This is a genomic window from Martinezella hainanensis, assembly GCF_900094555.1.
Taxonomy (GTDB): Bacteria; Pseudomonadota; Alphaproteobacteria; order Rhizobiales; family Rhizobiaceae; genus Rhizobium; species Rhizobium hainanense.
Genome location: NZ_FMAC01000006.1, coordinates 426076 through 447701, shown reverse-complemented (window position 1 = coordinate 447701; position 21626 = coordinate 426076). Strand labels below are relative to the sequence as shown.

The 21626-nt window shown below is 58.9% G+C and carries 25 protein-coding genes; 6 read left to right on the top strand and 19 right to left on the bottom strand.

What is annotated here, in order from left to right; genetic code table 11:
• The first annotated feature begins 3 nt into the window (after nt 1-3).
• A complete protein-coding gene (locus GA0061100_RS21190; RefSeq protein ID WP_075854693.1) occupies nt 4-993 on the top strand; it encodes an NAD-dependent epimerase/dehydratase family protein in 990 nt (329 codons plus the stop codon).
• A 103-nt stretch (nt 994-1096) separates the two neighbouring features.
• On the opposite strand, the gene GA0061100_RS21185 is transcribed toward GA0061100_RS21190, so the two are convergent.
• The 5 genes from GA0061100_RS21185 to GA0061100_RS21165 form a co-directional block, all read right to left on the bottom strand.
• A complete protein-coding gene (locus GA0061100_RS21185; RefSeq protein WP_075854780.1) occupies nt 1097-1864 on the bottom strand; it encodes an SDR family NAD(P)-dependent oxidoreductase in 768 nt (255 codons plus the stop codon).
• Between the two features lie 152 nt (nt 1865-2016).
• Nucleotides 2017-2778: an ABC transporter ATP-binding protein gene (locus GA0061100_RS21180; RefSeq protein ID WP_075854692.1), complete on the bottom strand. Its 762-nt coding sequence runs from the start codon at nt 2776-2778 to the stop codon at nt 2017-2019.
• Entirely contained in the window at nt 2775-3815 is a 1041-nt protein-coding gene (locus GA0061100_RS21175; protein ID WP_075854691.1) for a FecCD family ABC transporter permease, read from the bottom strand. Before GA0061100_RS21175 ends, GA0061100_RS21180 begins: the two co-directional genes overlap by 4 nt.
• Nucleotides 3812-4837, bottom strand: coding sequence for an ABC transporter substrate-binding protein (locus tag GA0061100_RS21170; protein ID WP_075854690.1), 1026 nt, complete (start codon nt 4835-4837; stop codon nt 3812-3814). The genes GA0061100_RS21175 and GA0061100_RS21170 overlap by 4 nt, the downstream gene beginning before the upstream one ends.
• A gap of 280 nt (nt 4838-5117) precedes the next feature.
• Nucleotides 5118-5552: a PACE efflux transporter gene (locus GA0061100_RS21165; RefSeq protein WP_075854689.1), complete on the bottom strand. Its 435-nt coding sequence runs from the start codon at nt 5550-5552 to the stop codon at nt 5118-5120.
• 84 nt (nt 5553-5636) lie between these two features.
• Here GA0061100_RS21165 and GA0061100_RS21160 point away from each other — a divergent pair, with 84 nt between their 5' ends.
• The gene (locus GA0061100_RS21160) at nt 5637-6539 is read left to right on the top strand and encodes a LysR family transcriptional regulator (protein ID WP_075854688.1); all 903 of its coding nucleotides are present in this window, start codon (nt 5637-5639) and stop codon (nt 6537-6539) included.
• Nucleotides 6540-6625: 86 nt separating this feature from the next.
• Here GA0061100_RS21160 and GA0061100_RS21155 read toward each other — a convergent pair whose 3' ends face one another.
• Both GA0061100_RS21155 and GA0061100_RS34440 read right to left on the bottom strand, forming a co-directional pair.
• Nucleotides 6626-7396 carry a Crp/Fnr family transcriptional regulator gene (locus GA0061100_RS21155; protein WP_244557905.1) on the bottom strand — a complete coding sequence of 257 codons (771 nt, stop codon included), beginning with the start codon at nt 7394-7396 and terminating at the stop codon, nt 6626-6628.
• A 139-nt stretch (nt 7397-7535) separates the two neighbouring features.
• Nucleotides 7536-7895: a hypothetical protein gene (locus GA0061100_RS34440; protein WP_143525485.1), complete on the bottom strand. Its 360-nt coding sequence runs from the start codon at nt 7893-7895 to the stop codon at nt 7536-7538.
• Between the two features lie 123 nt (nt 7896-8018).
• On the opposite strand from GA0061100_RS34440, the gene GA0061100_RS21150 reads away from it, so the two are divergent.
• On the top strand, nt 8019-8402 hold the full coding sequence (locus tag GA0061100_RS21150) for a hypothetical protein (protein ID WP_075854779.1): 384 nt from the start codon (nt 8019-8021) through the stop codon (nt 8400-8402).
• A gap of 24 nt (nt 8403-8426) precedes the next feature.
• Nucleotides 8427-8720, top strand: coding sequence for a hypothetical protein (locus GA0061100_RS34735; protein ID WP_159444804.1), 294 nt, complete (start codon nt 8427-8429; stop codon nt 8718-8720).
• Here GA0061100_RS34735 and GA0061100_RS21145 read toward each other — a convergent pair.
• Complete coding sequence (locus GA0061100_RS21145) at nt 8667-8795, bottom strand: GNAT family N-acetyltransferase (RefSeq protein ID WP_244557904.1); 129 nt, start codon at nt 8793-8795, stop codon at nt 8667-8669. The genes GA0061100_RS34735 and GA0061100_RS21145 overlap by 54 nt on opposite strands.
• Nucleotides 8796-9176: 381 nt before the next feature.
• A complete protein-coding gene (locus tag GA0061100_RS21140; protein ID WP_075854778.1) occupies nt 9177-10103 on the bottom strand; it encodes a LysR family transcriptional regulator in 927 nt (308 codons plus the stop codon).
• A gap of 101 nt (nt 10104-10204) precedes the next feature.
• Between GA0061100_RS21140 and GA0061100_RS21135 the strand changes: the two genes are divergently transcribed.
• Complete coding sequence (locus tag GA0061100_RS21135) at nt 10205-10939, top strand: SDR family NAD(P)-dependent oxidoreductase (protein WP_075854777.1); 735 nt, start codon at nt 10205-10207, stop codon at nt 10937-10939.
• Nucleotides 10940-10985: 46 nt separating this feature from the next.
• On the opposite strand, the gene GA0061100_RS21130 is transcribed toward GA0061100_RS21135, so the two are convergent.
• Genes GA0061100_RS21130 through GA0061100_RS21110 form a run of 5 tightly spaced genes read right to left on the bottom strand, consistent with a single transcriptional unit; the run spans nt 10986 to nt 15499 of the window.
• A complete protein-coding gene (locus GA0061100_RS21130; protein ID WP_244557903.1) occupies nt 10986-11939 on the bottom strand; it encodes an aliphatic sulfonate ABC transporter substrate-binding protein in 954 nt (317 codons plus the stop codon).
• Between the two features lie 46 nt (nt 11940-11985).
• Nucleotides 11986-12690, bottom strand: coding sequence for an ABC transporter ATP-binding protein (locus GA0061100_RS21125; RefSeq protein WP_075854685.1), 705 nt, complete (start codon nt 12688-12690; stop codon nt 11986-11988).
• Nucleotides 12687-13523, bottom strand: coding sequence for an ABC transporter permease subunit (locus GA0061100_RS21120; protein ID WP_083961398.1), 837 nt, complete (start codon nt 13521-13523; stop codon nt 12687-12689). The genes GA0061100_RS21125 and GA0061100_RS21120 overlap by 4 nt, the downstream gene beginning before the upstream one ends.
• Nucleotides 13516-14649: an LLM class flavin-dependent oxidoreductase gene (locus GA0061100_RS21115; RefSeq protein WP_075854684.1), complete on the bottom strand. Its 1134-nt coding sequence runs from the start codon at nt 14647-14649 to the stop codon at nt 13516-13518. Before GA0061100_RS21115 ends, GA0061100_RS21120 begins: the two co-directional genes overlap by 8 nt.
• Before the next feature lies 1 nt (nt 14650).
• Entirely contained in the window at nt 14651-15499 is an 849-nt protein-coding gene (locus GA0061100_RS21110) for an ABC transporter substrate-binding protein (RefSeq protein ID WP_075854683.1), read from the bottom strand.
• Nucleotides 15500-15629: 130 nt separating this feature from the next.
• On the opposite strand from GA0061100_RS21110, the gene GA0061100_RS21105 reads away from it, so the two are divergent.
• Nucleotides 15630-16028, top strand: coding sequence for an ArsR/SmtB family transcription factor (locus GA0061100_RS21105; protein ID WP_143525484.1), 399 nt, complete (start codon nt 15630-15632; stop codon nt 16026-16028).
• 96 nt (nt 16029-16124) lie between these two features.
• Here GA0061100_RS21105 and GA0061100_RS21100 read toward each other — a convergent pair whose 3' ends face one another.
• The 5 genes from GA0061100_RS21100 to GA0061100_RS21080 all read right to left on the bottom strand — a co-directional run bounded on the left by GA0061100_RS21100 (nt 16125) and on the right by GA0061100_RS21080 (nt 21618).
• The gene (locus GA0061100_RS21100) at nt 16125-16895 is read right to left on the bottom strand and encodes an alpha/beta fold hydrolase (protein ID WP_075854682.1); all 771 of its coding nucleotides are present in this window, start codon (nt 16893-16895) and stop codon (nt 16125-16127) included.
• Nucleotides 16896-16968: 73 nt separating this feature from the next.
• The gene (locus tag GA0061100_RS21095) at nt 16969-18060 is read right to left on the bottom strand and encodes an LLM class flavin-dependent oxidoreductase (RefSeq protein WP_075854681.1); all 1092 of its coding nucleotides are present in this window, start codon (nt 18058-18060) and stop codon (nt 16969-16971) included.
• Nucleotides 18057-19784 (bottom strand): dipeptide ABC transporter ATP-binding protein, encoded by a 1728-nt coding sequence (locus tag GA0061100_RS21090; RefSeq protein WP_075854680.1) that lies wholly within the window; start codon nt 19782-19784, stop codon nt 18057-18059. The genes GA0061100_RS21095 and GA0061100_RS21090 overlap by 4 nt, the downstream gene beginning before the upstream one ends.
• On the bottom strand, nt 19763-20611 hold the full coding sequence (locus tag GA0061100_RS21085) for an ABC transporter permease (RefSeq protein ID WP_075854679.1): 849 nt from the start codon (nt 20609-20611) through the stop codon (nt 19763-19765). Before GA0061100_RS21085 ends, GA0061100_RS21090 begins: the two co-directional genes overlap by 22 nt.
• Nucleotides 20608-21618 carry an ABC transporter permease gene (locus tag GA0061100_RS21080; protein WP_075854678.1) on the bottom strand — a complete coding sequence of 337 codons (1011 nt, stop codon included), beginning with the start codon at nt 21616-21618 and terminating at the stop codon, nt 20608-20610. The genes GA0061100_RS21085 and GA0061100_RS21080 overlap by 4 nt, the downstream gene beginning before the upstream one ends.
• Nucleotides 21619-21626: the final 8 nt, after the last annotated feature.

Here is a 21626-nt window from a genome sequence, read left to right as displayed (position 1 = left end):
ACAATGGCACGCGCATTGGTGACTGGTGGTTGCGGTTTCGTAGGCCGGCATCTTGTCCGGCGGCTTCTTGCTGAGGGCTTGGATGTCGTCTGCGTCGATTCACTGGTCGCGGGAACGGGTGCACTGCATCCGGAACTGTGGCAGCGGCTTCAGCGCTCCCGCTTTACCTTTTATGAAGAGGATTGCCGGACGTTCTTCTCGCGCCCTCCGGAGCATTTCGACTATGTCTTCCATCTGGCCGCGCTCGTCGGGGGTCGCTTGATGCTCGAGACGCGCGCGCTCGACGTTGCCGAGGATCTGGCGGTCGATGCGGAACTGTGGCAGTGGGCATCACGCGCCAAACCCGGTTCGGTGATATTCTTCAGCTCCAGTGCGGCCTATCCGGTGTCGTTACAAACCGTCGCCAATCATCAGTTGCTGTCGGAGGACATGATCAATTTCGACGCCGCCGTCGGTGTCCCCGATCTCAGCTATGGATGGGCGAAATTGACCGGCGAATATCTGATGAAGCTCTATGTCGAGCGCTACGGCCGACGTGCCATCGCCTACAGACCGTTCAGCGGTTACGGCGAAGATCAGGATCTTGCCTATCCTTTTCCGGCGATCTGTCGGCGCTTGCTCGCGGAAAAGGGCGCGTCCGAGGTCTTCGTATGGGGTTCGGGTCATCAGTGCCGGGATTTTATCCATATCTCGGACTGCATCGAATTCATCTGGCAAACGAGGGAGCTGCTTCCCGACGGGGCAAGCCTCAATCTATCGACCGGCATTGCCACTTCCTTCATCGCGCTGGCCGAGACGATTAGCCGGCAGATCGGCTGGCAGCCAGCCGTTAACGGGCGATCGAACCATCCGGAAGGTGTCTTCTATCGCTGCGGCGACACGGCCCTGCAACGCTCCTACGGACTGACCCCCTTGGTCGGCCTGGAGGAAGGGATTGCGCGGATGCTTGCTTATCTTCAGGCTGAGCAGGCGCCATACGCACTCGCCATGTGACCCATCACCAATCATACCGGTGTTTGGGGCCAGGCCATAGGTGGCCAAGGATACCCGGACAATGAAGTCATGCGTAAAGCTACCAGCATACCGCTGTTTGCGATCAAATGGCGGTAAAGCCGTTGTCGACGAAGAGGTGGATGCCGTTGACGAAATTGGATTCATCCGAGGCCAGATAGAGGGCGGCACGCGCGACATCTTCGGGCTCGCCAATCCGGCCCTGCTGTGCTGCAATTGCTTCGTCCGAGACATCGACGCCAAGCGCCTGCAATTCGGCCACCTCGCGCAGGCCGTGCGGCGTGCGGATGAAGCCGGGGCATACGGCATTGCAGCGGATATTGCGGTCGCGGAACTCGACGGCAATCGCACGGGCAAACATGTGCACCGCCCCTTTCGTCGTATCGTAGAGCACTTCCATCGGCGTCGCCGCGACCGCCGAGATTGACGATGTGCAGACGATGGAGCCGCCGCCAGCGGCGATCATGCCCGGCAGTACCGCCTTGGTCATGAGAAACATCGAGCGCACGTTGACGCCGTGCAGCCACTCCCATTCCTCGAGCGTCGTTTCGAGGAATGGCTTGATGACGATGGTGCCGGCGTGATTGAAGAGCACCGTCACGGCGCCGAAGCGGTCCTCGATGCCCTTGACCGCGGTATTGACGGCCGCTTCGTCCGAGACGTCGGCGACCCAATGATCGGCGGTGCCGCCGGCTTCGCGGATTGCGCGCACGGTCTCCGCCGCGGCATCGCCGTTTCGGTCGATGATCGCGACTTTCGCACCTTCCGCCGCGAACAGGCGCGACGCCGCACCGCCCATGCCGGTCGCGCCGCCTGAAATGATGGCAATCTTGCCCTTGAGCCTGTCCGTCACGCATTCCCCCATCTGCCACACGCCTGAGACCGACGCCATGCGGTCCTTTGCCGTTGCCGTTCACATCCTCGAACCTACCGAGATCGTTGCGAAAGATGCGCTCCGTTCCATTCAGTGGCAAGGACAATCGGGCACCGGTTCCGGATTTCCCGTTATCGCAGATAGTGAATATGCGGCCGGGAGTGGTGAGGAGAGGTTTCCACCCTTGCCTCGACAGCAAATACATTTTCGAGCAGATCTTGGGTCAATACGTCTTCCGGCGTGCCGGAAGCGACGATCCTGCCATGCTGCATGATGATCAGTTCATCGCAGAACATGGCGGCATGGTTCAGATCGTGAAGAGCGATGATGCTGGTGACGGGCAGTCCGGCAACCAATCGCATCAGACTGATCTGATGCTGGATGTCGAGATGGTTGGTCGGCTCGTCGAGGATCAGTTCCTTCGGCGACTGTGCCAGCGCGCGTGCGATGTGGGTGCGTTGCTTCTCGCCACCCGACAGGCTCTGCCATCGGTCGTTGCGTTTCTCTCTCATGCCGGCACGCGCAAGAGCGTCTTCGACCGCCTCGTCATCTGCCGATGTCCAGCCGGAAAACATCGATCGATGCGGAAACCGGCCGAGCTTTACGACATCGATGACCTTGAGATTGGCATTGGTGGTGCTGTGCTGCTCGACGAAGGCGACGCGCCTTGCGATCGAACGGCGGGACATTCGCTGCAGATCCTTCTGCTCGAGCGTGATGCGACCGGAATTCGGCCGTTTCAAGCCGGCAAGCAGACGCAGGAGAGATGTCTTGCCGGAGCCGTTCGGCCCGAGCAGACCGAGCATCTTGCCCGTGGGTGCCTCGAAAGAGACCCCGTCGAGTACGGTCTTTGCGCCGATTTTCCAGATGATGTTGTCGGCCTTGATGCTCATGATGCGCGCTGGAACCGGTAGAGAATGATCGAGAAGAAGGGAACGCCGACCAGAGCCGTGACCACGCCGATCGGTAGCACCTGCTGGGGAATGAGGGCGCGCGAGGCGATATCCGCCAGCACCATGAAGATCGCTCCGACGATGGCGCAGGCTGGCAGCAGTCGGATATGGAGCGGGCCGACGAAGAAGCGCGCCGCATGCGGCACGACGAGGCCGACAAAGCCGATCGAACCGACCATGCTCACGATCGTCGCCGTCATCATCGCGGTCAATGCGAAGAGCCCGATCCGCGCCCGCCCGACATTGACGCCGAGAGACGAGGCGGCCTCGTCGCCAAAGGCGAAGGCATCCAGGACGCGCGCATAGAGCAGACAGACCAAGAGCCCGAAGCCGATAATGGTCGCCACGAGCATGAATTCGGGCCAGCGGACGCCGCCGAAACTGCCGAGCAGCCAGAACATCACATCCCGCGCCTGCTGTGCGTTTCCCGACGTCGTCACGACATACGAGGTCGCAGCGTTGAAGAGCTGAGAGGCGGCAACGCCGGCAAGGATCGTACGATCGGCACCGCCTCGCGTCCCGTTTGAAAGTAGAGCGACGAAGGCAAAGGCCGCAAATGCCCCGGCAAAGGCGCCCGCCGAAAGCGAAACCGCCCCGGCACCGATATTGAGTATGACGACGGCCACGGCGCCGGTCGAAGCGCCCGCCGAAATGCCGAGCACATAGGGTTCGGCAAGCGGGTTGCGAAGAAGCGACTGCATGATCGCCCCAGAGAGCGCCAGCCCTGCTCCGCAGAAAGCGGCCACCAGTGCTCGGCTGAGGCGATAGTCCCAGATCACCGTTTCATGGATGCGATTAAGCTCTACACCCGTCCATCCCAGCCTGTTGGTAATGGCATAGAAAGTCGTTGAAAGCGGGATTGGCAGGTCGCCAATGCCGACGCTGACACCGATCGTCAGGCTGATCGCCGCAAGAGAGGCAAAAAGCAGCAGGCCGAGAATGGCCAGCTGCTTCACGGCTCGGTATGTGTTGGTCACTTCAGGAGACCAAGCGTCTTGAGTTGCTGGGCGACCTGCTCGGCGCCATAGATCGTCCGGATGGTCGGATTCATGGCCTGACCGTCCATGACGACGATCGCCTTGTTCTTGACCGCGGGGAGCTGGCTGACGGCGGGATCGGTGGTGAGAAACTTGATCTTGGCTTCCGGCTTGTCGAGTTCCCAGCGATTGCGGTCAAGGCTGGCGACGACGATGACATCCGGATTGGCCGCGATGATGCTTTCCCAGCCGAGCGTCGGCCATTCAGCTTCCGCAGTAATCGCATTATGGCCGCCAAGCAGATCGGCGATGAAGCCGGATGCACTGTTCTTGCCGCCGAGATAGGCGTCGGAAGAGGGCGATTGGCTGGAAAACCAGAAGACATAGGAGAGCTGCTTGCCATCCTTGGATACGGTGGAGCGCAGAGCCGCTTCACGCGCCTTGAAATCGGCAATCAAGGTTTGCCCGCGATCCGGCACGTTGAAGATCTGCGAGAGCTCGTCGATCTCCTTGTAGAGGAGGTCCATGTTCCAAAGCTGGGGGCGGCTGCCATACTGATCCTTGACCACGGCGGTGCTGAGGCATGTGCTCGGCGACAGATAGGTCGGGATGCCGAGCTTTTCGAAATCCTCCCGCTTGGCGACCTTGCTGCTCGGTCCCATCAGGCTCGGCAGGGCGGCAGCGACGAAATCAGGATTTTCCGAGAGGATCGATTCAAAAGTCGGGAACTCGACGGTCAACAATTTGACCTTGGCATTGGCCTCGGCGAGCTGCGGCAGGACCTTGCTCGGCCAAAAGGCGGTGCCGGCCATTTTGCCCTCAAGGCCAAGCAGGAGAAGGATTTCGGCGCTATTCTGCCCGAGCCCGATCGCGCGCTCCGGAGCCTTCTGGAAGGTGACCTTGACGCCGCAATTGTCGATGGTCAGGGGATAGCTGGTCGAAGCGGCGGAGGCCGTGGTTGCGGCAAAGCCGAGCGCCGCGCAAAGAGCTGAAATGGTCAAAACTGATTTCAATATGGTCACGAAAATATCCCGATGGCTATTGTCAGCGCGATCGGATGAAAGCGCCGCGCGATATAGCCTTGCCAGCGGGTCACAAACAAGAGGAAAACAGTCATATTATTTCTTTATGCCAAAAGGCTCTCGTTGGGCATTTTCCCGACGAGAGCTGCATGAAGCGCGCCGGGTGACAGAGCACGCGTCTATACTATGTGCAAAGGCCGGAGGCTCCGGTCGTCATGCTGAAGCCGGCGCACCACTGCGGTGCGCTGATCAGGTTTCAGGACGAGGGGGCCTCGGGTCTTCAGGATGCCCGTGGTAATGGCAGCATCCCAATGGGAAATACGCGATCATACGCGATGTTGAAGAAGAAGGCGTAAACTAGGTAGAACGCGACGATCGCGATATCCATCGCCAGCGCCGCCATCAGGCTGATCCCGAGATACCAGGCGATGAAGGGAATGAGCACGATGATCAGGCCCGCTTCGAACAAAGCGGTGTGGGCGACCCGGATCGGGATGGTCTTCTGGACGCTGCCCCGGATGCGCATCATCGCTTTATCGAAGCCCAGATTATAGATGAAATTCCACACCGTCGCCGCCGTGGCGGAGATGATGCCGACAACGCCCATATGCTCGACGGGCTGATCGAACAGCAAAGCGGCGCCCGGCGTAAAGATCGCAAGACCGATGAGTTCGAACATGACCGCATGCCGGACGCGGTCCTTGAAGCTACGCATTTCAAAGTCCTCTGTTGTTGTCGGCGGTGTTTCTATCTGATATTCCTCATAGGTAAAGCTAGATAGTATCTGAAATTCGAATAGATGACCGTTTCGCTTGAGCAGTTGGAAGCCTTCGTCACCGCCGTCGAAACCGGGTCGTTTTCGGCGGCCGCGCGGCATCTGCGCAAGGCGCAGTCGGCTGTAAGCCTTCTCGTCTCGACATTGGAGGATGATCTCGGCGTCAAGCTTTTCAGCAGGGCGACACGGAATCCGACATTGACTGCGGCAGGCAGGCGGCTGCTGCCGGAGGCGAGGTTGCTTCTTGATCGTCGCGAACACTTGATCGGCGTTGCAAGAAGCTTCGAAGAGCATGTCGAGACGCGGCTTGTCGTCGCGATTGACGAATTGTATCCCGAGCCATCGACCGGGGCGCTGTTTGCCGCCTTTGCCAACCGCTTCCCGCATGTCGAACTGGAACTGTTGTTTCCGCCAACCAAGGATGTCGTTGGTCTCGTTCTCGATGGCAAGGCCGATCTCGGCGTGATGTGGCGGCAGGAAGATCTTCCGCCCATGCTCGGCTTTCACACCATAGGCTGGGTTCCCCTCATTCTGGTCTGCGGCCGCGACCATCCCCTGGCGCAGGCTCCCGTTACCTGGGAAGAGCTCAAACGTCACCGTCAGATCATGGTGACGAAGCGAAGCGACGGCACGGAAACTCATCGTTTGCGCGTTGCCGCGGAGGTATGGTGGGTCGAAAGCCACTGGGTCATCTTGCAGATCCTGCAGCAGGGGATCGGCTGGGCGCTGATCCCTGCCCATATTCTGGAAAACTCACCCCTGGCTTCCAGACTGGCGATGCCGATGCTTCAATTCGACGAGGGGGCGCATCCGGTCGCGCTCGAACTCGTGTGGCACAAACAACGTCCGGCCGGGCCGGCGGCGAAATGGCTTCGGGAACGATTTGCAGCAAACGGCATCGACTATCGAAAGCCCGAGATTGCCTAGCCAGCGTCCGGAGCCCCTTTTTCCAGCGTGCGGTTTAGCTGTCCATACCATATAGCCAGGCGTAATCGACCGATATCGCGCGCTGGCTATCGCAGGTAAGACGAGTCGAAATCCGCCAGATGCTCCAGCTTTCGATCATCAAGAAATTCCACTCGCCCGTTATGAAATGTCATCGCATTCAACTCGCGCAGCTGCTTTAGAACGCGATTGAAATGAACGGCGGTCAGCCCCAGTGCATCGGCGATCAGAGATTGCGTCAAGGGACAATCATATTCAGTCTTCGCGCCGAAGCCGGCAAGGTTCAATCTGGCACCAAGTTCGAGAAAAAAATGTGCGGCCCTATTGATGGGCTTGCGTCGCCCGATATCAACCAGATGTTGGGCTATGATGGCCTCCTCTCGAAATGCAGACCAAAGAATAGACATGGAAAGGCGATTATCGGTACAAAGCATCGTTAAAAGGCTATCAATGTCGATCTCTCCTAATTCAATACATGTTATGGCGCAAAGGTTATCGTCGAAATTGGGGGATAGAAGTCGCCTAATACCCAACAGATCACCTGGAACATGGAAATTGATGATCTGTCGTGTTCCATTGCGCAAGAGCCGATAAGAGCAGGCCCAGCCATTATAAATCAAATATGCGCTTCGACCTTCCTTCCCCTCGTGGATGATATCACATCCTTTCATGCAGATGCGTTTGCGAGTGACAAGCGCATCCAGTGCCCCTCTACCATTAGTCAAGTAGGACATATGCAGGGATAGGTGATACATATTCCGGCTTGTCGTGGCAGAAGGGATGCCGGACTTTCTGCCAGGTGGAAGTAGATCATGCGGCATATAGGATGCTTCCAGCATTCGAGATCGACACATTCCCCCGGCGAAGAATATTATAATGGGGAGTATTTTTCGAAAACTTAACTCGGATTAACAATTGGCGAGAAGCAGGCAGCGCTTTCCGGGAAGATTTGAGGATTTCCTGAAATCTTACAACATATTAGCAGGGTAATGAGCAGCGGGCGATCGGTATCACGAGCCAAGCACTTCTTAGTGAAACAGTTGTGATGATTTGTTCAACTCCCATGCAACGGCAAAAGACCGCACGGGAAATAACTGGATGCCATTGGGGGATGATATGCGCAAGCGTACCCCGTTTTGGTAATTGCTCGGACGAAATTTCATATTGGGAACAAAGGTTAAGCTGACGGTAGCTTCGTCCCCTGGTAGGCAGCACGCCAAGACCAATCACCATCCTTGCGGCAATCGCGTCTTTCTTGGTCGCAAAAGAAAATTCAACTTCTGACATCTTTGTCAAGATCGATGCAGCCGAAAGGTTGAATGCATTGATCCAGATCATATCGGGCCTATCCCAAGCGGTTCAGACTGTCAGATGCCGGCGTTGCAGAAACCGCCGGGCTTTCACAAATCGGAGATCGTGCCCGTTCGGCAGAACCGGCAATCGCTCCTGATGGAGGTTGCAATGTTGAAAATGCCCAAACCGACGATCGTTTTCGCTGTCCTGGGAGCGAGTTTTGCCGCTCTTGCGGCTTCATCCGTTCCAAGCTTTGCCGCGCTGAGCTGCGTGGAAGGTCTTCAACTGACCGGAACGGAGCTGCGAGATGCTCCGATGGGGCAACAGAAGAGCGAAGCCATGGGACTTTATTCCGCCGCGATGGACGCCCATCACAATCGGCAGGAGGGACGATGCGAGGGCGATCTGAATCGGGTCGACGCACTCCTTGACCGCACCGCATCCTCCGCTGACCTGATTGACTCAGGCAATGTCGGGGTGAGTGCGCCATCGACGTCGTCCAGCTCGTCGGAGCATCATGGCGACCACGGTCATGGCCACGACCGCCACTAGGCTTTGCTTTCGCCGAATATGCACATGCGGAATGATCGTGGCCTGATCTGCGATCACGGCTTCCTTCGACGCCTCGACCTTCCTCATCCGGTCGAGGCGTCCGAGTCGTTGGAATTGCGCAATAAATTTGCCGATTTGAGCGATGGAGCCGCCAGGCATTCGCAACTTCTGCCTGCGCGTTCCAGATGGAAGATACGCCTTTCATTGGCTTCAATCGGCTGTGTTATCTTCTCGTCTGGGTCTGGAAAGGAGCAGGCGGTTCATTTATGGGACGAAGCGAACCGTCCTGAAGCCTGCCGTCTCCAAGATTTTCCTTGAGGCCGCATTTTCAGGGTGGGCGAAGGCACGGACTTCTCGAATCCGCAGTTCCCAGTCTGCCCAATGCAACGCCACCGCGACCAGCTCCGATGCATATCCGTGTATTGCGGGGAATGCATTCTTTGCGTAGCAAACCTTTCAAATATTGGTCAGACCACTACGCTCGAGCTGCGCCAATTGCAGGTAGAAGCCCCAGGGGGTTGTTTGGGAAGGCGGTATTTCCGGCTGTTGGCAAGCTTCGTTATCCAATAATGGTTCGGCCCTACGGTTATTTTTGGCTCCAGTTGAAGTCTTGTTCAAAGTGGCCTTCCAGCGACCGAACCATGGTCGCCTCACATGCCTGAACGGAAAACTCATTTCTCATCCGTGTCGTCCCCGATCTTCCTCGGGTTGTCGCGACTAAGAGAGCCGGTGGAAGAGCCGGTGGCGATTTGAATTCGAGGAGGCAAGGAATGATCAAGCTCCTGCCAGCGAAAGAAAGCCGCCTTGCCTGAGTTGCTCCAGGAAACGCAGAAAAGAAGATAGGACGGGTGAAGGTTGTTCGCTCCGCCACGCGAAACCTAGCTGATAGGGTATGGGCGTGCCCACGCCATCGAGATGCCGAAAAATTACTCCCTCCCGCTTGGACGATAGAAATGCTTCAGGCACCAACGATACGCCGAGGCCTGCGGAGACCAGACCGACTATCGTTTCCATTTGCACGGCGCGCTGACCGACGCGCGGTGAAAATCCTGCTTCGGCGCATGCCCGCATGATTGCGGAATGAAGCCCCGGACCTTCGCCTTCTGGAAATAGAACCCACGATTCCTCTATTAAGGCCGCAAGGGGAAGCAACGGTGCCGATGCTAAAGGATGGCTGGCTGGAATCGCGGCAACAAGCCGGCTTTGCAGCAGAACGCTTGTCGATACACGGGTTTTCTTGTCAGGAGGGATTGGCAACGCCACAAGGCCGATATCCATCCGGTCCGCCGTGATCGCGGTGAGCTGCCGTGCGGATGTGGCCTCTTCCAATTCCAGCGCGACCAAGGGATAGGCCTTTCGAAACTCGGCGACGATTTGCGGCACGAGATGGTGGATGGAGCTGGCGACAAAACCGATGCGCAACGTTCCAATGATGCCTTCGCCGGCACGTTTTGCCAAAGCCACAGCACGTTCGGCCTGAGCTATGGTCCGCCGTGCCTCCTCACGGAAGATCTCGCCTGCTGGGGTTAGGCCCGTGATCCTGTTGGTGCGCTCGAACAGACGTACGCCGATTTCCTCCTCTATTTGACGGATGGCTGTCGTCAGTGGCGGCTGTGCCATGTTGAGGCGTTCCGCCGCACGATGAAAATTCATGGTTTCGGCAACTGCAAGGAATTGCTGGAATTGGCGAAGGCTGAGCATGTGATACATATATCATATCAAACGATGCGATAAAGTGTATTCGACATATTGAGAAGCCTGGCTCATCCTTTTTGAAATCGATGCGCGAAGGAGATGTCGGCATGACAGAAACGCAGATTGCAATCGTGACCGGGGGTGCAAGCGGGATAGGATTTGGCATCGCCCAGTCGTTGGTGCAAGCCGGCTACACAGTGGTGATCGTGGGACGCAATAAAGACCGGCTTGTACAGGCTGCGGATCGTCTAGGCCCGTTCACGCAATGGCGTCGTGCCGATGTTGGTAACCGAAGCGAGGTGGAAAGCGCATTTGCGGATTTCAGTCGCATAGACGTTCTTGTGAATGCTGCAGGCTTTGTTCTCCCTGTCAGCCTTGCGACCCAGGCTGACGAAGCAGAGCGGAATTGGGACGCTGTCGTCGATGCCAATTTGAAGGGCAGTTTCCTTGCCACCACGATCGCGGCGCCGAAGCTTGCCGGTCCTGGTGGCCGCGTCATCAATATCAGCTCGATCGGTGCGCAAACGGGAGGAAGTCGAGCCGGAGGGTTGGCCTATGCCGCCGCCAAGGCTGGTTTGCATGGTCTGACCTACGCTCTGGCGCGCGAACTTGCGCCGCGCGCCATCACCGCAAACGCAATAGCGCCCGGCTTCATCGCAGGCACCGGTTTTACCGAGAGCTGGCCGGATGATCGTGTGTCAGAGATCATCGCGGCAACTCCGATAGGCCGCGCGGGTAGCCCGGCCGACATTGCGGGTGCCGTACTCTGGCTTGCGTCGGAGGCGGGATCATTTGTCACCGGAACCGTGATTTCAGTGAACGGCGGGTGGCGAATGGGGTGACCGCAGCGACGTGGTAGGGATTGGAAAAAGTATCGCTTCTTGCCACCTATTTGAGCGAGACAATGCCCGAGTCGACGTCAGGAAGGGCCGGAATGATGCCGCTCCTGGCGTACCACTCGGCCACTTTGGTGATCTGATCGGCATCGGCCTTGGAGACCGCAGTGGTTGGTACAGCATTGTTTTCGCCGATTTTCTGAGCAAGGTCGGCCGGAACATTCATTTCCTTGACCCAGATGGCTCCGGCTTCGGTCTTGTTGGCGATTGCCCAGGCATTTTCCGATTTGATCACGTCGAAGACGAGTTGCAGTTGGTCAGACTTGGATTGGGCGAACTCCTTGCTTGCGACCAGGACGACGGCATTGTCCGAGCGTATGGCGGTGCCGTCGGCAACAACCTTGCCGTCATAGGCTTTCTCGGCAATCGTTAGAAACGGATCCCAAGTCGCCCAGGCGTCGACATGGCCTTGCGTGAAGCTCGGGCCGCTGTCGCTTGGGCTGAGATAGACGCGCTCTACGCTTTTCGGGTCGATACCATTGGTCGCGAGACCTTGCATGAGCAGATATTCGCCCGTGCCGCCGCGATTGACGGCAACCTTCTTGCCGGCAAGATCCTTGATCGAATTGATGCTGGAATCCTTCTTGACGACAATGCCCTCCGATGCCGGTGCCATTTTCTGATAGGCGAAGACGACCAGCGGAATCTTGGCGGCAAGTGCCGCAATTGCGGATGTCGAGCTGCCGGCCGTAATGTCTATGCTGCCGGCATTCAGGGCTTCGAAGGCGGGAGCGGCCGCAGGAAAGGGACCGGCCCATTCCACCTTGATGCCTTTTTCAGCGAGTGCTTTTTCAAGCGTGCCACGTGATTTGGCGAGCGTGATGTCGTTCGGCCCCCTTAGCCAGCCGATGCGCACGACCTGATCGGCTGCCTGGGCGGCAGGTGCAAGGCTCGCGATTGCGGCCGTTACCGCCATGGCAATGAAGAATTGGCGTTTAGTGATCATTTTGCTGTTCCGATCTGCCGAAATGGCGTGCTGAGAAGCGATGAATTCAGGCATGTGAAGGTTCTACGCCGAGCTCTGTTAGAAGCTCGGCTTCAATGCGACTGGCTTCCGGGCCGTTGCGCTGTCGAGGATGGTCGAGGGTCACGAGTATCTCCTTGGTGAAACGACCATTTTCGAGCACCAGGATGCGGTCAGCGAGGGTGATGGCCTCTCCGATGTCGTGGGTGACCAGCAGCACTGCAGGCTTATGCTTTTGCCAGAGATCGAACACCAGCCCATGCATGCGCATGCGCGTTAACGCATCGAGGGCAGCGAAAGGCTCGTCCAGCAGCAGGAGTTCGGGCTCGCGCACGAGCGCGCGGGCGAGGGCCGCACGCTGAGCCTCGCCTCCAGAGAGGGTGAGTGGCCAGGCGTTCCGCCGATGCGAAAGGCCGACATCCTCGAGTGCTTGCTCTGCAATGGAGCGTGCATCCTGACGTTTGACGCCAAGCGTGATGTTGTCGATCACGGTTTTCCACGGCATCAGTCTCGGCTCCTGAAACACGACCGAACGACGGCGGGGGAGCTGCAATTGCTGAGCCGGCGCATCATCCAGGCCGGCAAGCACGCGCAGCAAGGTGGACTTACCCGAACCGCTGCGGCCGAGCAGGGCAACGAATTCGCCCTTCGCGATCGTCAGATCGATGCCGCTAAGGATTGCCGGACCGCCGAAGGAGCGCGTAAGGCCACGAATATCGACCAGCGCCGTCATGCGATCACCTGAGGGCGCCAGCGTAGCGCATAGGCTTCGATCAGCCGGACGAACCCATCCGTTACCAGCCCCATAATGGCATAGACCATAAGGCAGACCACGATGACATCCGTCTGCAGGAAGTCCCGGGCGTAGGTGATGATGTAGCCGATGCCGCTGGACGCGTTGATCTGTTCGCCGACCACGAGGCTCAACCAGGCAACACTGAGGCCATATCGAACGCCGATCAGAAGGGAGGGCAGCGCGCCGGGGATGATGATATGGCGGATAATGCCCGATGTATCGAGACCGAGCGTGCGGCCGGCTTCGACGAGTTTCCGGTCAATACCGCGAATACCGCCGTGCAGGGTCAGATAGATCGGGAAGACAGCGCCGAACGCGACCAGGCCGATCTTCGGCGCTTCGCCGATACCGAACCACAGGATGAAGAGGGGCAAAAGACCGAGAAACGGCATGGCCTTCAGCATCTGAAGCGGAGGGTCGATGGCGGATTCCCCAAGCCTGGAGAGGCCTGCCGCAAGCGCCAGCGCGACGCCGGCGACGAAGGCAATGGAAAAGCCGAGCAAGACGCGCAAGAAAGAGATTGCGAGGCCTGTTATCAGTTCGCCCGACATGATCAATCGATCTGCTGCGCCAAGGATTTCGCCGGGCGAGGCAAGGGTGTGCGGTGACAGAAGTCCCGTCATGCTGGCGATCTGCCAGACAATGATGATTGCGACCGGCGAGACGAGGCGGGTCGCAAATCGCGCCAATCCTTTATTAGCCGATCGATGCGGGGGTGAGCTATTGAGGCGGCGGGAGATGTCTCGATCTGTCGTCGAAATTTCAGCCATGCGCGGGCTTTCCGCCAAGGTCGCGATCGAACAGTGTCGACCAGGTGAAATGCTTGCGTTCTGGCGATGCGCGCTCAACGGGAAGCCGTGGCAGAACGAGTTCGCCGAAGCGGTAGGCCTCCTCCAGAAGCGGCATGCCGGAGAGGATGAAGGTGTCGACACCAACTTTCTGATAGGCCTCCAGCGTGCGGACCACGGTATCCGGCGAGCCAACGATTGCGGTGCCTGGCCCGGGGCGTACCAATCCTATTCCGGCCCATAGATTGGGAGAGATTTCCAGGTCGCGCAGATTGGCGGGCTTGATGCCGCCATGCATCGCGCTCATTCGCTGCTGGCCGACGGAATCCGTATTGGAAACGAAACGCTGGTTGGCCGCAATCGCGGCTTCGTCCATTTGCGCGTATAGATCTGCCGCCGCCTCCCAGGCTTTCTCGTCCGTCCGGCGGACGATGACATAGAGGCGGATACCATAGTTGAGCGATCGGCCGTGAGCTTCGGCGCGAAGCTTCACCTTGGCAACTTTGTCTCCCATCTGCTCCGGGGTCTCGCCCCATGAGAGATAGGTCTCGACGTGCTTGGCAGCGACCTCGATCGCGCTGTCGGACGAACCGCCGAACCACAACGGCGGCGGCTTGATGCCCGTGCCGGCGGGGAGTGCGAGCTTTGCACCTTCCGTCTGAAAATACTTACCCTTATGGGTAACGCTCTCGCCGGCCATCAGCCGGTGCCAGATAGTCAGATATTCATCTGCCATTAGATAGCGTTCGTCGTGCGGCAGCATCATGCCATAGGCGCCGAGCATCTTGGCGTCCCCGGAGACGACATTCAGCATCAGCCGGCCGTTCGAGAACTCCTGGAAGGTCGCAGCCATTTTGGCCAGGAGCGTCGGGGCGATGAGGCCTGGATGGAATGCTATGAGAAATTTCATCCGCTCCGTATAAGGAAGGAGCGCGCCGGCAAGTGGCCAGACGTCGTGGGCACCGGTTGCAAACAAGGCGCCAGTAAAGCCCAGATGATCATAGGCCTGCGCGAGCTGCTTGTAATAGCCGTAGTCGATCGTGCGCGAGCCTTCGGCTTTCCATGGATAGGCACCATCCGGCGCGCACATGTACCAGAGTACGTTCATTTCAGATCTCTTTGTCGCTTGTCGTCTCTATTGTCAGTCTGGCCGGCAGATCACCATGCTCGAAAAGCGTGTTGGCCTCCGCCTGCTGCTCACGAAGAAGCATGGCATCGGTGGCACTCACCTGCCAATTCCTGCTCGAAACGATACGCGTCCAGGCCCGCCGTTCTGTTTCGTCTCCATCTTTCGAAAGGAGTGAGGCTGCCTTTTCCGGATCAGCTGCTATTTCCTTGCCGAGCCGCTTCAGCTCGCCTGCAAAGTCGATCGCTATCGCCTTCGACAGGCGTCGTTCCCGAATGGTCCAGAACAGGGAACGGTTCGGAATAAGGTCGCCGCAATGAGCAAGCACACGGAACTCGCCGCTGAGCAGCGCCTGCTCGAGATGGGGCGCCATGGCGACCCAAGCCTTGACGGTTCCGTCCTTCAACGCATCCCGTGACGACACGGGCGGCATGTCGCGGCGCTGGACATCGCCCAGCGTCAGGCCGGCCTCCCCGAGCTGCTTGGCAAGAAAGTAAGTCAGAAAGGAGCCGTCGACCAGGGCGACCACCCCGCCTTTGAGATCGATAACGCTTTCGATGTCGGAGGTCTTTGTCACCAGAATCGCACCATTGGCAGGGCGGGGTGCCGAAGCCGCGACATAGGAAACCGAAAGCCCTGATGCCGCAGCAAGGATGGGCGGCGTGGATCCTGTTCCGCCAATATCGAATTCGCCGCGAACAAGCTTTTCTGCCGTTTCGCGCCCTTCCTGATAGCTGATGAATTCCGGGTTCATGGCAGCAAACGCCCCAGGCCAGAGGGACGCCAGATGAAGATGCAGATTGTTCGGATGGTGGCCAATCCTGAAAGCCAAGAGATTTACCTCGTTGCCAGTTGTTATATAAATTTATATAATGAATAGAGAATTGGTGGCGAGAAATTCGACGCTGAAAATTCGGTGAAACAGAGAAAACTATTCTCGCCAAACGCAAGGCCCGAAACGAATGACGAAGACTGAAGACGACAAAGGCCGCCAACGCAAACCGCATGAGCCCAAGGTCAAATGCCGCGCCATTGGTGCAGCCTCGGATTTCATGAAAGCTATGGCGAATCCGGTGCGGCTGGCAGTCCTGTGCGTGCTCATGGAGGGTGCAAGGACGGTAGGCGAGCTGGAGGAAATTCTCGATGTCCACCAGCCGACGCTTTCACAACAAATCGGGGAACTGCGGGATGCTGGAATCATCGTGGGGACGCGGCTCAAGAAGGCGGTTGTCTACCGTCTGGCCGATCCACGTGCGGGCCAGCTCATCGCTCATTTGCGATTGCTGTTTGCCGATTCGGAAGCCTCCGCCATATGGCGTGGAGCTCAGTTTGAAGCCGGCAATACGGCGGAGATGGCGTAAATGCTTCGGTCTTAGCCAAGGGAAGATCTCAATTCGTTCCATCAAGGCTTGGAGCTTATTGCATCGCTGGATCGTGCGGCATGTTTTCTCCGCAGGTCAGGTCTCTAGCGTTGCTTGGGCTATCGCCATTGCCAGCCCCTGCGGATTTTCTACCGCCATCGAATGGCCCGCGTCTGCCACGATGTATACCTGAATGCCGTTGGACGCCAGAAACTCAGCGTCTGGATCCGGCAAACTATGATCCCCAAAGATAAAAGTCTTCCGAGATGAATGACCAAGAAACCGAGAGCGCCAGTCTGGGGAACTTCCCTCGACAAGCGACGTGGCGCAGCGGTGAACTGCGAGCGCAGATGCAGCGCGCATCATTGCAGCCCACGCCTCATTTCCCGCCTGCTGAGCTTCAATCAGAGTCGCGAAATGGCCGGTGTTGACATAATCCGCTTCATTGGAAGCTGCGATCGCTCGGCTGAATATTCCGCCGCCGCTGTCAAGGTTGGCTTCGGAAATGACAAGATTCCTGACCTTGTCTCCAAGCAGCTCGGCTGCCTCTATGGCGATGGAGCCACCCATGCTGTGCCCGTAGATATCGATCTGCCGGAAACCCCGTTTCTGTACGAAGCTATGAACCTGCAGCGCATGGTCGTGGATGCGATATCTGAAACCTTCAGGGCGATCACTGAAGCCAAAGCCGAGTAGATCGATAAGAATAAGGTGCCTTCCACGTAAGGCGGGTGCAGCGGCGACATGAGGATACTCGAATGATGACGCACAACCGAGGCCGTGGAGCATCAGGAGAGGAATGCCGGCTCCTTCATATTCGGAGTATCGCATCTCGGCACCTGGACGCTCGATCGTAAAGGAATGCATGATGGCCTCCAAGATACGCTGTGCGGAAACAGAGAGGCGGAGGATCAGCCTCTCGCCATCCCCAAATAGGTCGTCACGTGCTGGGCGACCAGCCGAGGCTTGGAGCCACCGTCTGTGCAAGATCAGTCAATAGCCGTACGTTCTCCGCAAGCCCGAAGGCGGGTGGCAGGAAAAGGACAATTTCGTCTGCAGCCGCCAAGCCCGGGTCCTTGAGTACCGCCTCGATCACCTGGTCGGGAGTGCCGTGGAAGACCGGAGAAATCTGGATGCCCGGTGGCTGAATGGCCGGCGCTGTTGGTTCAAGGGCGCCACTGGGCCGGGACGCCCCGATGCCCTTGGTTCGGCGCTCAAGGTCGTAGGCGGCGTATTTCTCCCGTAGTTCGGTGGTGGTGCCAACCAGGATCGATGCTGCGACGGTAACCGGCGGCGGCTCGGTGTCGTGCTTTTGGCGCCATGTCGTGCGGAAGGCTTCGATGGCGCGGGCCTGGTACTGACCGAAGCTCTCGCCCTCAGCATGGTCGTGCTGCACAGTTCCCGAGATGAGCCCGATCCCGAGTTCGGCTGCTTGCACGGCTGAGGCAAGGCTCGCCGAACCCTGCCGTATCCGGGAGCGCAACGTCGGACTATGAGGGGTCACGCGCAGCTCGGTGCCCTCCGGGGCGCCCTGGCCCGGACCATCGATGGTGTGAAGAACCTCGCCGGCGATTGCTGCAAGAAAACGCGCCTGGCGGCGTTTGGCCTCCGTTCGGGTATCGGTGTCGACCGAGCCGAATACCGCGTCAAACGCAGCGTTGGCGCCGGTGGAGATGGCAAGCTCAAGCCTTTCGCCGATGAGCAGGTCGGCCGTACCAGCCGCCTCGGCAAGCAGGATCGGGTCCTGGTAGCGCATCGGGATGACAGCCGATCCCAGCGTGATATGACTTGTATGCTGGCCGGCTGCGGCGAAGAACGGGATCGGCGAGGACAAATAGTGATCGAAGTGGCGCTGGTAGGCCCAGCCCGACTGATAGCCCAGCCGTTCGGCTGCCTTGAACAGTTCTATCCCGTCGCGCAGTCCCTGCGCCGGACCGGCCTTATCGTTGAACGACACGCGGGTGTTGAAGCCAAGCCGCTGCTTCGGGCGGAACGTCGCGGGTAGCGTATTGGCAGGGGCAGCGATACTCATGCGATCGTTTCCTGGCTAATGATCCGGCGGATTTTTGCGGGTGGTACTCGAACAGTACCGGTGGCGGTCGGGATCGATTCCAGCAACGACACCGTGTAGGGCTCGTGTGGCTTGTCGAAGATGTCCTTGACGTTACCGTGTTCGACGATGCGCCCACGTTGCATGACGGACACGGTATGTGCGAGCTGGCGTACGAGGGCCAAATCATGGGAGACGAATACATAGGTCAGGCCAAGGCTTGCCTGCAGCGAGAGCAATACTTCGACGATGTCCGCCTGGACACTGACGTCAAGTGCCGAGGTCGGCTCGTCAAGCACGATCACCTCCGGCTTTAGAACCAGCGACCGGGCAATTGCAACGCGCTGCCGCTGACCGCCTGACAGGGCCTGCGGCTTGCGTGAAAGCAGGTGCTCGCCAAGCCCGACATTGGCCAATGCCTCGCGGACTCGTTCCGTCCGCTCAACACGCGTTCCAATGTCGAACCTGTCGAGTGGTTCGCGCACGAGCTGTTCGACCTTCCAGGTTGGATCGAGCGAGGTGAACGGATTTTGATAGACGAATTGAAGCTGGCGCCACACCGAACGCAGTGACTGGTGCGAGCGACCGTTCAGCTTTTCTCCGGCGACCGAAATATTGCCGGCGTCCGGTTGATCGAGCCCAAGCAGCAGCCGGATCGTCGTCGTCTTGCCGGAACCGGACTCGCCGACCAGCGCGTGCGTGGTGCCTGCCGGAACGGTAAAGGAGACGTCATCGACGGCCGTCAGAACCTTGCCATCGACCGTGAAACTCTTGGTGATACCCCTGACTTCGATCTTCGGCGCCTTGTTGTTGTCGACATCAAGGAAACGAAAGCCAGGGTCTCGAAGCTTGTGGTAACGGTCGGGATTAAGAGCTGGAACATCGGCATGCAGCTCTTTTGCATATGCCGATGTCGGCGACGAGAAAACCGCTGCGGTGCTGCCGGCCTCCTGAACGACGCCATCCCTGAGCACCACCAGCGAGTTTGCCCGTTCGGCCGCGATTGCGAGATCATGGGTGATGAGCAGCAGGCTGATGGCGAGATCCTGCTGTAGTCGTGAGAGCAGGTCGAGGATTCGCTTCTGGATCGTGACGTCAAGCGCAGAGGTCGGCTCATCCGCGACCAGCAGCAGCGGCCGCGGCAGGACCGCAAGGCCGATCAGGACGCGTTGAAGCATGCCGCCGGACAGTTGGTGCGGATAGGAATCATAGACACGTTGGGGATTGTCCAGCCCGACCTGAGCGAACGTCTCTAACACAAGCGCCTTGCGGATTGCCTTGCTCGGCTCGTCGACAAGGGCTGCGGCTTCCATCGCCTGCGCACCGATTGTCCGCACCGGGTTGAGCGCGTTTCCCGGGTCCTGCGGCACGAAGCCGATAGTCCGGCCTCTAAGTTGGCGGAAGCGGCGCTCGGAGAGCTGCAGTATGTCCTGGCCCTCGATCGTGATGCTGCCGGTCGCCCGTCCCGTGCGAGGAAGCAATCGCAGTACCGCGCGCGCAATGGTCGATTTGCCCGAGCCCGATTCCCCGATGAGCGCAAGGCTCTTGCCGCGTCCAAGTTCGAAGCCGACATTGCTGACGACCTCATTCGGCCCGTAGGAAACGGACAGACCGTCTACCTGAAGCAATGGCGATGACCGCTGTGCTATCCGCGCATGCTCGCCGACGCGGTCGAGAGATATGTCTAGTCTATCTTGCGAAGCCATCGGCTGATCCTGTTCACAGAGAGGACGGTCGCGATCGTGACGAAGGCGGGTGCGTAAACCAGCCACGGCCATTTGAGGTAATCCTTGCCAATTGAAATCAGCAAACCCCAGTCGGAGGCCGGCGGTGGATCGCCGTAGCCGAGGAAGGCGAGGCTGGCGATCACCAGGATCGAGTCGCCGAACTGCAGCACGGCAAGCGGAAGCACGGAACGGGATGCGTTCGGCAATATGTGCCGCCAGAGGATGTGCCAGCGCGAGCCTCCGGAAAGAAAAGAAGCCTCGATGAAGGTCGCCTGCCTCGTCTTGATGACTTCCGAGCGCATGACGCGGGCAAAGACGGCCACTGACGAGATGCCGGTGGCGATCGCGGCATTCGTGGTATCGAAGCCGATCGCTGTGACGACGATGACAGCAAGCAGGAATTTCGGAATTGCAAGCAGGACGTCGACCAGGCGGGCAAGCACCGTGTCCACACGACCGCCGAAGAAGCCGGCGTTGAGGCCGATGAAGCCACCAGCGACCGCACCGATGACGACGGCGATCAGTGCGCTCCTGACCGAAGAGGCAGAGCCATAGACGACGCGGGTGTAGAGATCACGGCCTAGCTGGTCGGTTCCGAACCAGTGTTCGGCGCTCGGGCCGAGCAGTTTTTGAGAGGGAATGCCCACCGCCGGATTGTGGCTCGTGAACAGGCCAGGTGCGAGCGACCAGGCAATCACGATCGCCACGATCGCAAACGAGAGCGCGACGGCAGCCGGCAATCGGAAACCGGCAAGCCGGCTGCCCGTGGTGAGGCGCGAGGAGGTGTTGGTCGAGATCAGGCTCATGACAGCACCGACTTCGAAATTCCCGCGGAACCCCCATCAGAGGTGACGGGTCGATGCGCGGCACGGCCGAGCACCTTTACGCGTGGGTCGAGCAGCGGGTAGACAAGATCGGCGATCAGGTTCACCAGCACGAAAACTATCGCCGCGAGCGATACGATCGCCTGCAGTACGGGCAGATCCTGGGTGCTGACCGAGCGCTGCACCAGGCTGCCGACGCCGTTGCGTCCGAACACCGCCTCGGTGATGAGCGAGCCGCCGAGCAGTTCGCCGATCGTCAGCGCGACGACGGTGATGACCGGAAGCGAAGACGGCTTGAGGAGATGCCTGGCAAAAAGCTGCAGCTGGCCGAGGCCGCGGCTGCGCGCAACGGCGGCATATTCCTGCCCGGTTTCGTGATCGAGGTTGGCGATGAGCACCTCGGCGATCTGCGCCGAGATGGGAATGCCGAGCGCGATCGCCGCGAAAAAGGTTGCCCAGAAGCTGTCCGGGTTAATCACACGGAAGAGACCGAGCTGGAAGCCGAAGATGTGGATCAGCACCAGCCCTATCACAAAGTTCGGCACGGACAGGAACAGGGACGGGAAGCCTCGCAGCAAGCCCTGGCCAAACCTTTTTGGCAGGAACTGAGTGCCGTAGGAAATTGCGGTCGCGAGGATCAGTGCGACGACCAGACCGACAAGGGCGAGAACGAGCGTCGAGGGCAGCACCTCGGCGATCATGGTCGTCACGGCACGGTTGGTTCGCATCGACAAACCGAAGTCGCCGATGAGGAAGTGGGAAAGCGATGTCGACAATTGCACGAGAACCGGCTTGTCGAGGCCCTGGGCGGCAATGATTTCCTGGATCTCCGCCTCGCTGAAGCCGTTTTGCGGGTTGCGCAGAACGTTGGTAACGGGATCACCCGGCAGAACGCTGACGACGATGAAGGTGAAGACATAGGCCAGCAGGATGACAATGACGGCCTGGACGAGGCGCTTTGTGGCATAGCTAAGATAGGCATTGTTCATGCCGGTCA

Coding starts and splice junctions, on each gene's coding strand:
- GA0061100_RS34735 (WP_159444804.1), top strand. CDS start 8,427: ATGCGGAATGATCGTGGCCTGATCTGCGATCACGGCTTCCTTCGACGC.
- GA0061100_RS21140 (WP_075854778.1), bottom strand. CDS start 10,103: ATGCTCAGCCTTCGCCAATTCCAGCAATTCCTTGCAGTTGCCGAAACC.
- GA0061100_RS21125 (WP_075854685.1), bottom strand. CDS start 12,690: ATGACGGCGCTGGTCGATATTCGTGGCCTTACGCGCTCCTTCGGCGGT.
- GA0061100_RS21090 (WP_075854680.1), bottom strand. CDS start 19,784: ATGGCTTCGCAAGATAGACTAGACATATCTCTCGACCGCGTCGGCGAG.
- GA0061100_RS21155 (WP_244557905.1), bottom strand. CDS start 7,396: ATGCTGGAAGCATCCTATATGCCGCATGATCTACTTCCACCTGGCAGA.
- GA0061100_RS21095 (WP_075854681.1), bottom strand. CDS start 18,060: ATGAGTATCGCTGCCCCTGCCAATACGCTACCCGCGACGTTCCGCCCG.
- GA0061100_RS21160 (WP_075854688.1), top strand. CDS start 5,637: ATGACCGTTTCGCTTGAGCAGTTGGAAGCCTTCGTCACCGCCGTCGAA.
- GA0061100_RS21135 (WP_075854777.1), top strand. CDS start 10,205: ATGACAGAAACGCAGATTGCAATCGTGACCGGGGGTGCAAGCGGGATA.
- GA0061100_RS21080 (WP_075854678.1), bottom strand. CDS start 21,618: ATGAACAATGCCTATCTTAGCTATGCCACAAAGCGCCTCGTCCAGGCC.
- GA0061100_RS21115 (WP_075854684.1), bottom strand. CDS start 14,649: ATGAACGTACTCTGGTACATGTGCGCGCCGGATGGTGCCTATCCATGG.
- GA0061100_RS21105 (WP_143525484.1), top strand. CDS start 15,630: ATGACGAAGACTGAAGACGACAAAGGCCGCCAACGCAAACCGCATGAG.
- GA0061100_RS21085 (WP_075854679.1), bottom strand. CDS start 20,611: ATGAGCCTGATCTCGACCAACACCTCCTCGCGCCTCACCACGGGCAGC.
- GA0061100_RS34440 (WP_143525485.1), bottom strand. CDS start 7,895: ATGATCTGGATCAATGCATTCAACCTTTCGGCTGCATCGATCTTGACA.
- GA0061100_RS21130 (WP_244557903.1), bottom strand. CDS start 11,939: ATGATCACTAAACGCCAATTCTTCATTGCCATGGCGGTAACGGCCGCA.
- GA0061100_RS21190 (WP_075854693.1), top strand. CDS start 4: ATGGCACGCGCATTGGTGACTGGTGGTTGCGGTTTCGTAGGCCGGCAT.
- GA0061100_RS21180 (WP_075854692.1), bottom strand. CDS start 2,778: ATGAGCATCAAGGCCGACAACATCATCTGGAAAATCGGCGCAAAGACC.
- GA0061100_RS21100 (WP_075854682.1), bottom strand. CDS start 16,895: ATGCATTCCTTTACGATCGAGCGTCCAGGTGCCGAGATGCGATACTCC.
- GA0061100_RS21150 (WP_075854779.1), top strand. CDS start 8,019: ATGTTGAAAATGCCCAAACCGACGATCGTTTTCGCTGTCCTGGGAGCG.
- GA0061100_RS21120 (WP_083961398.1), bottom strand. CDS start 13,523: ATGGCTGAAATTTCGACGACAGATCGAGACATCTCCCGCCGCCTCAAT.
- GA0061100_RS21165 (WP_075854689.1), bottom strand. CDS start 5,552: ATGCGTAGCTTCAAGGACCGCGTCCGGCATGCGGTCATGTTCGAACTC.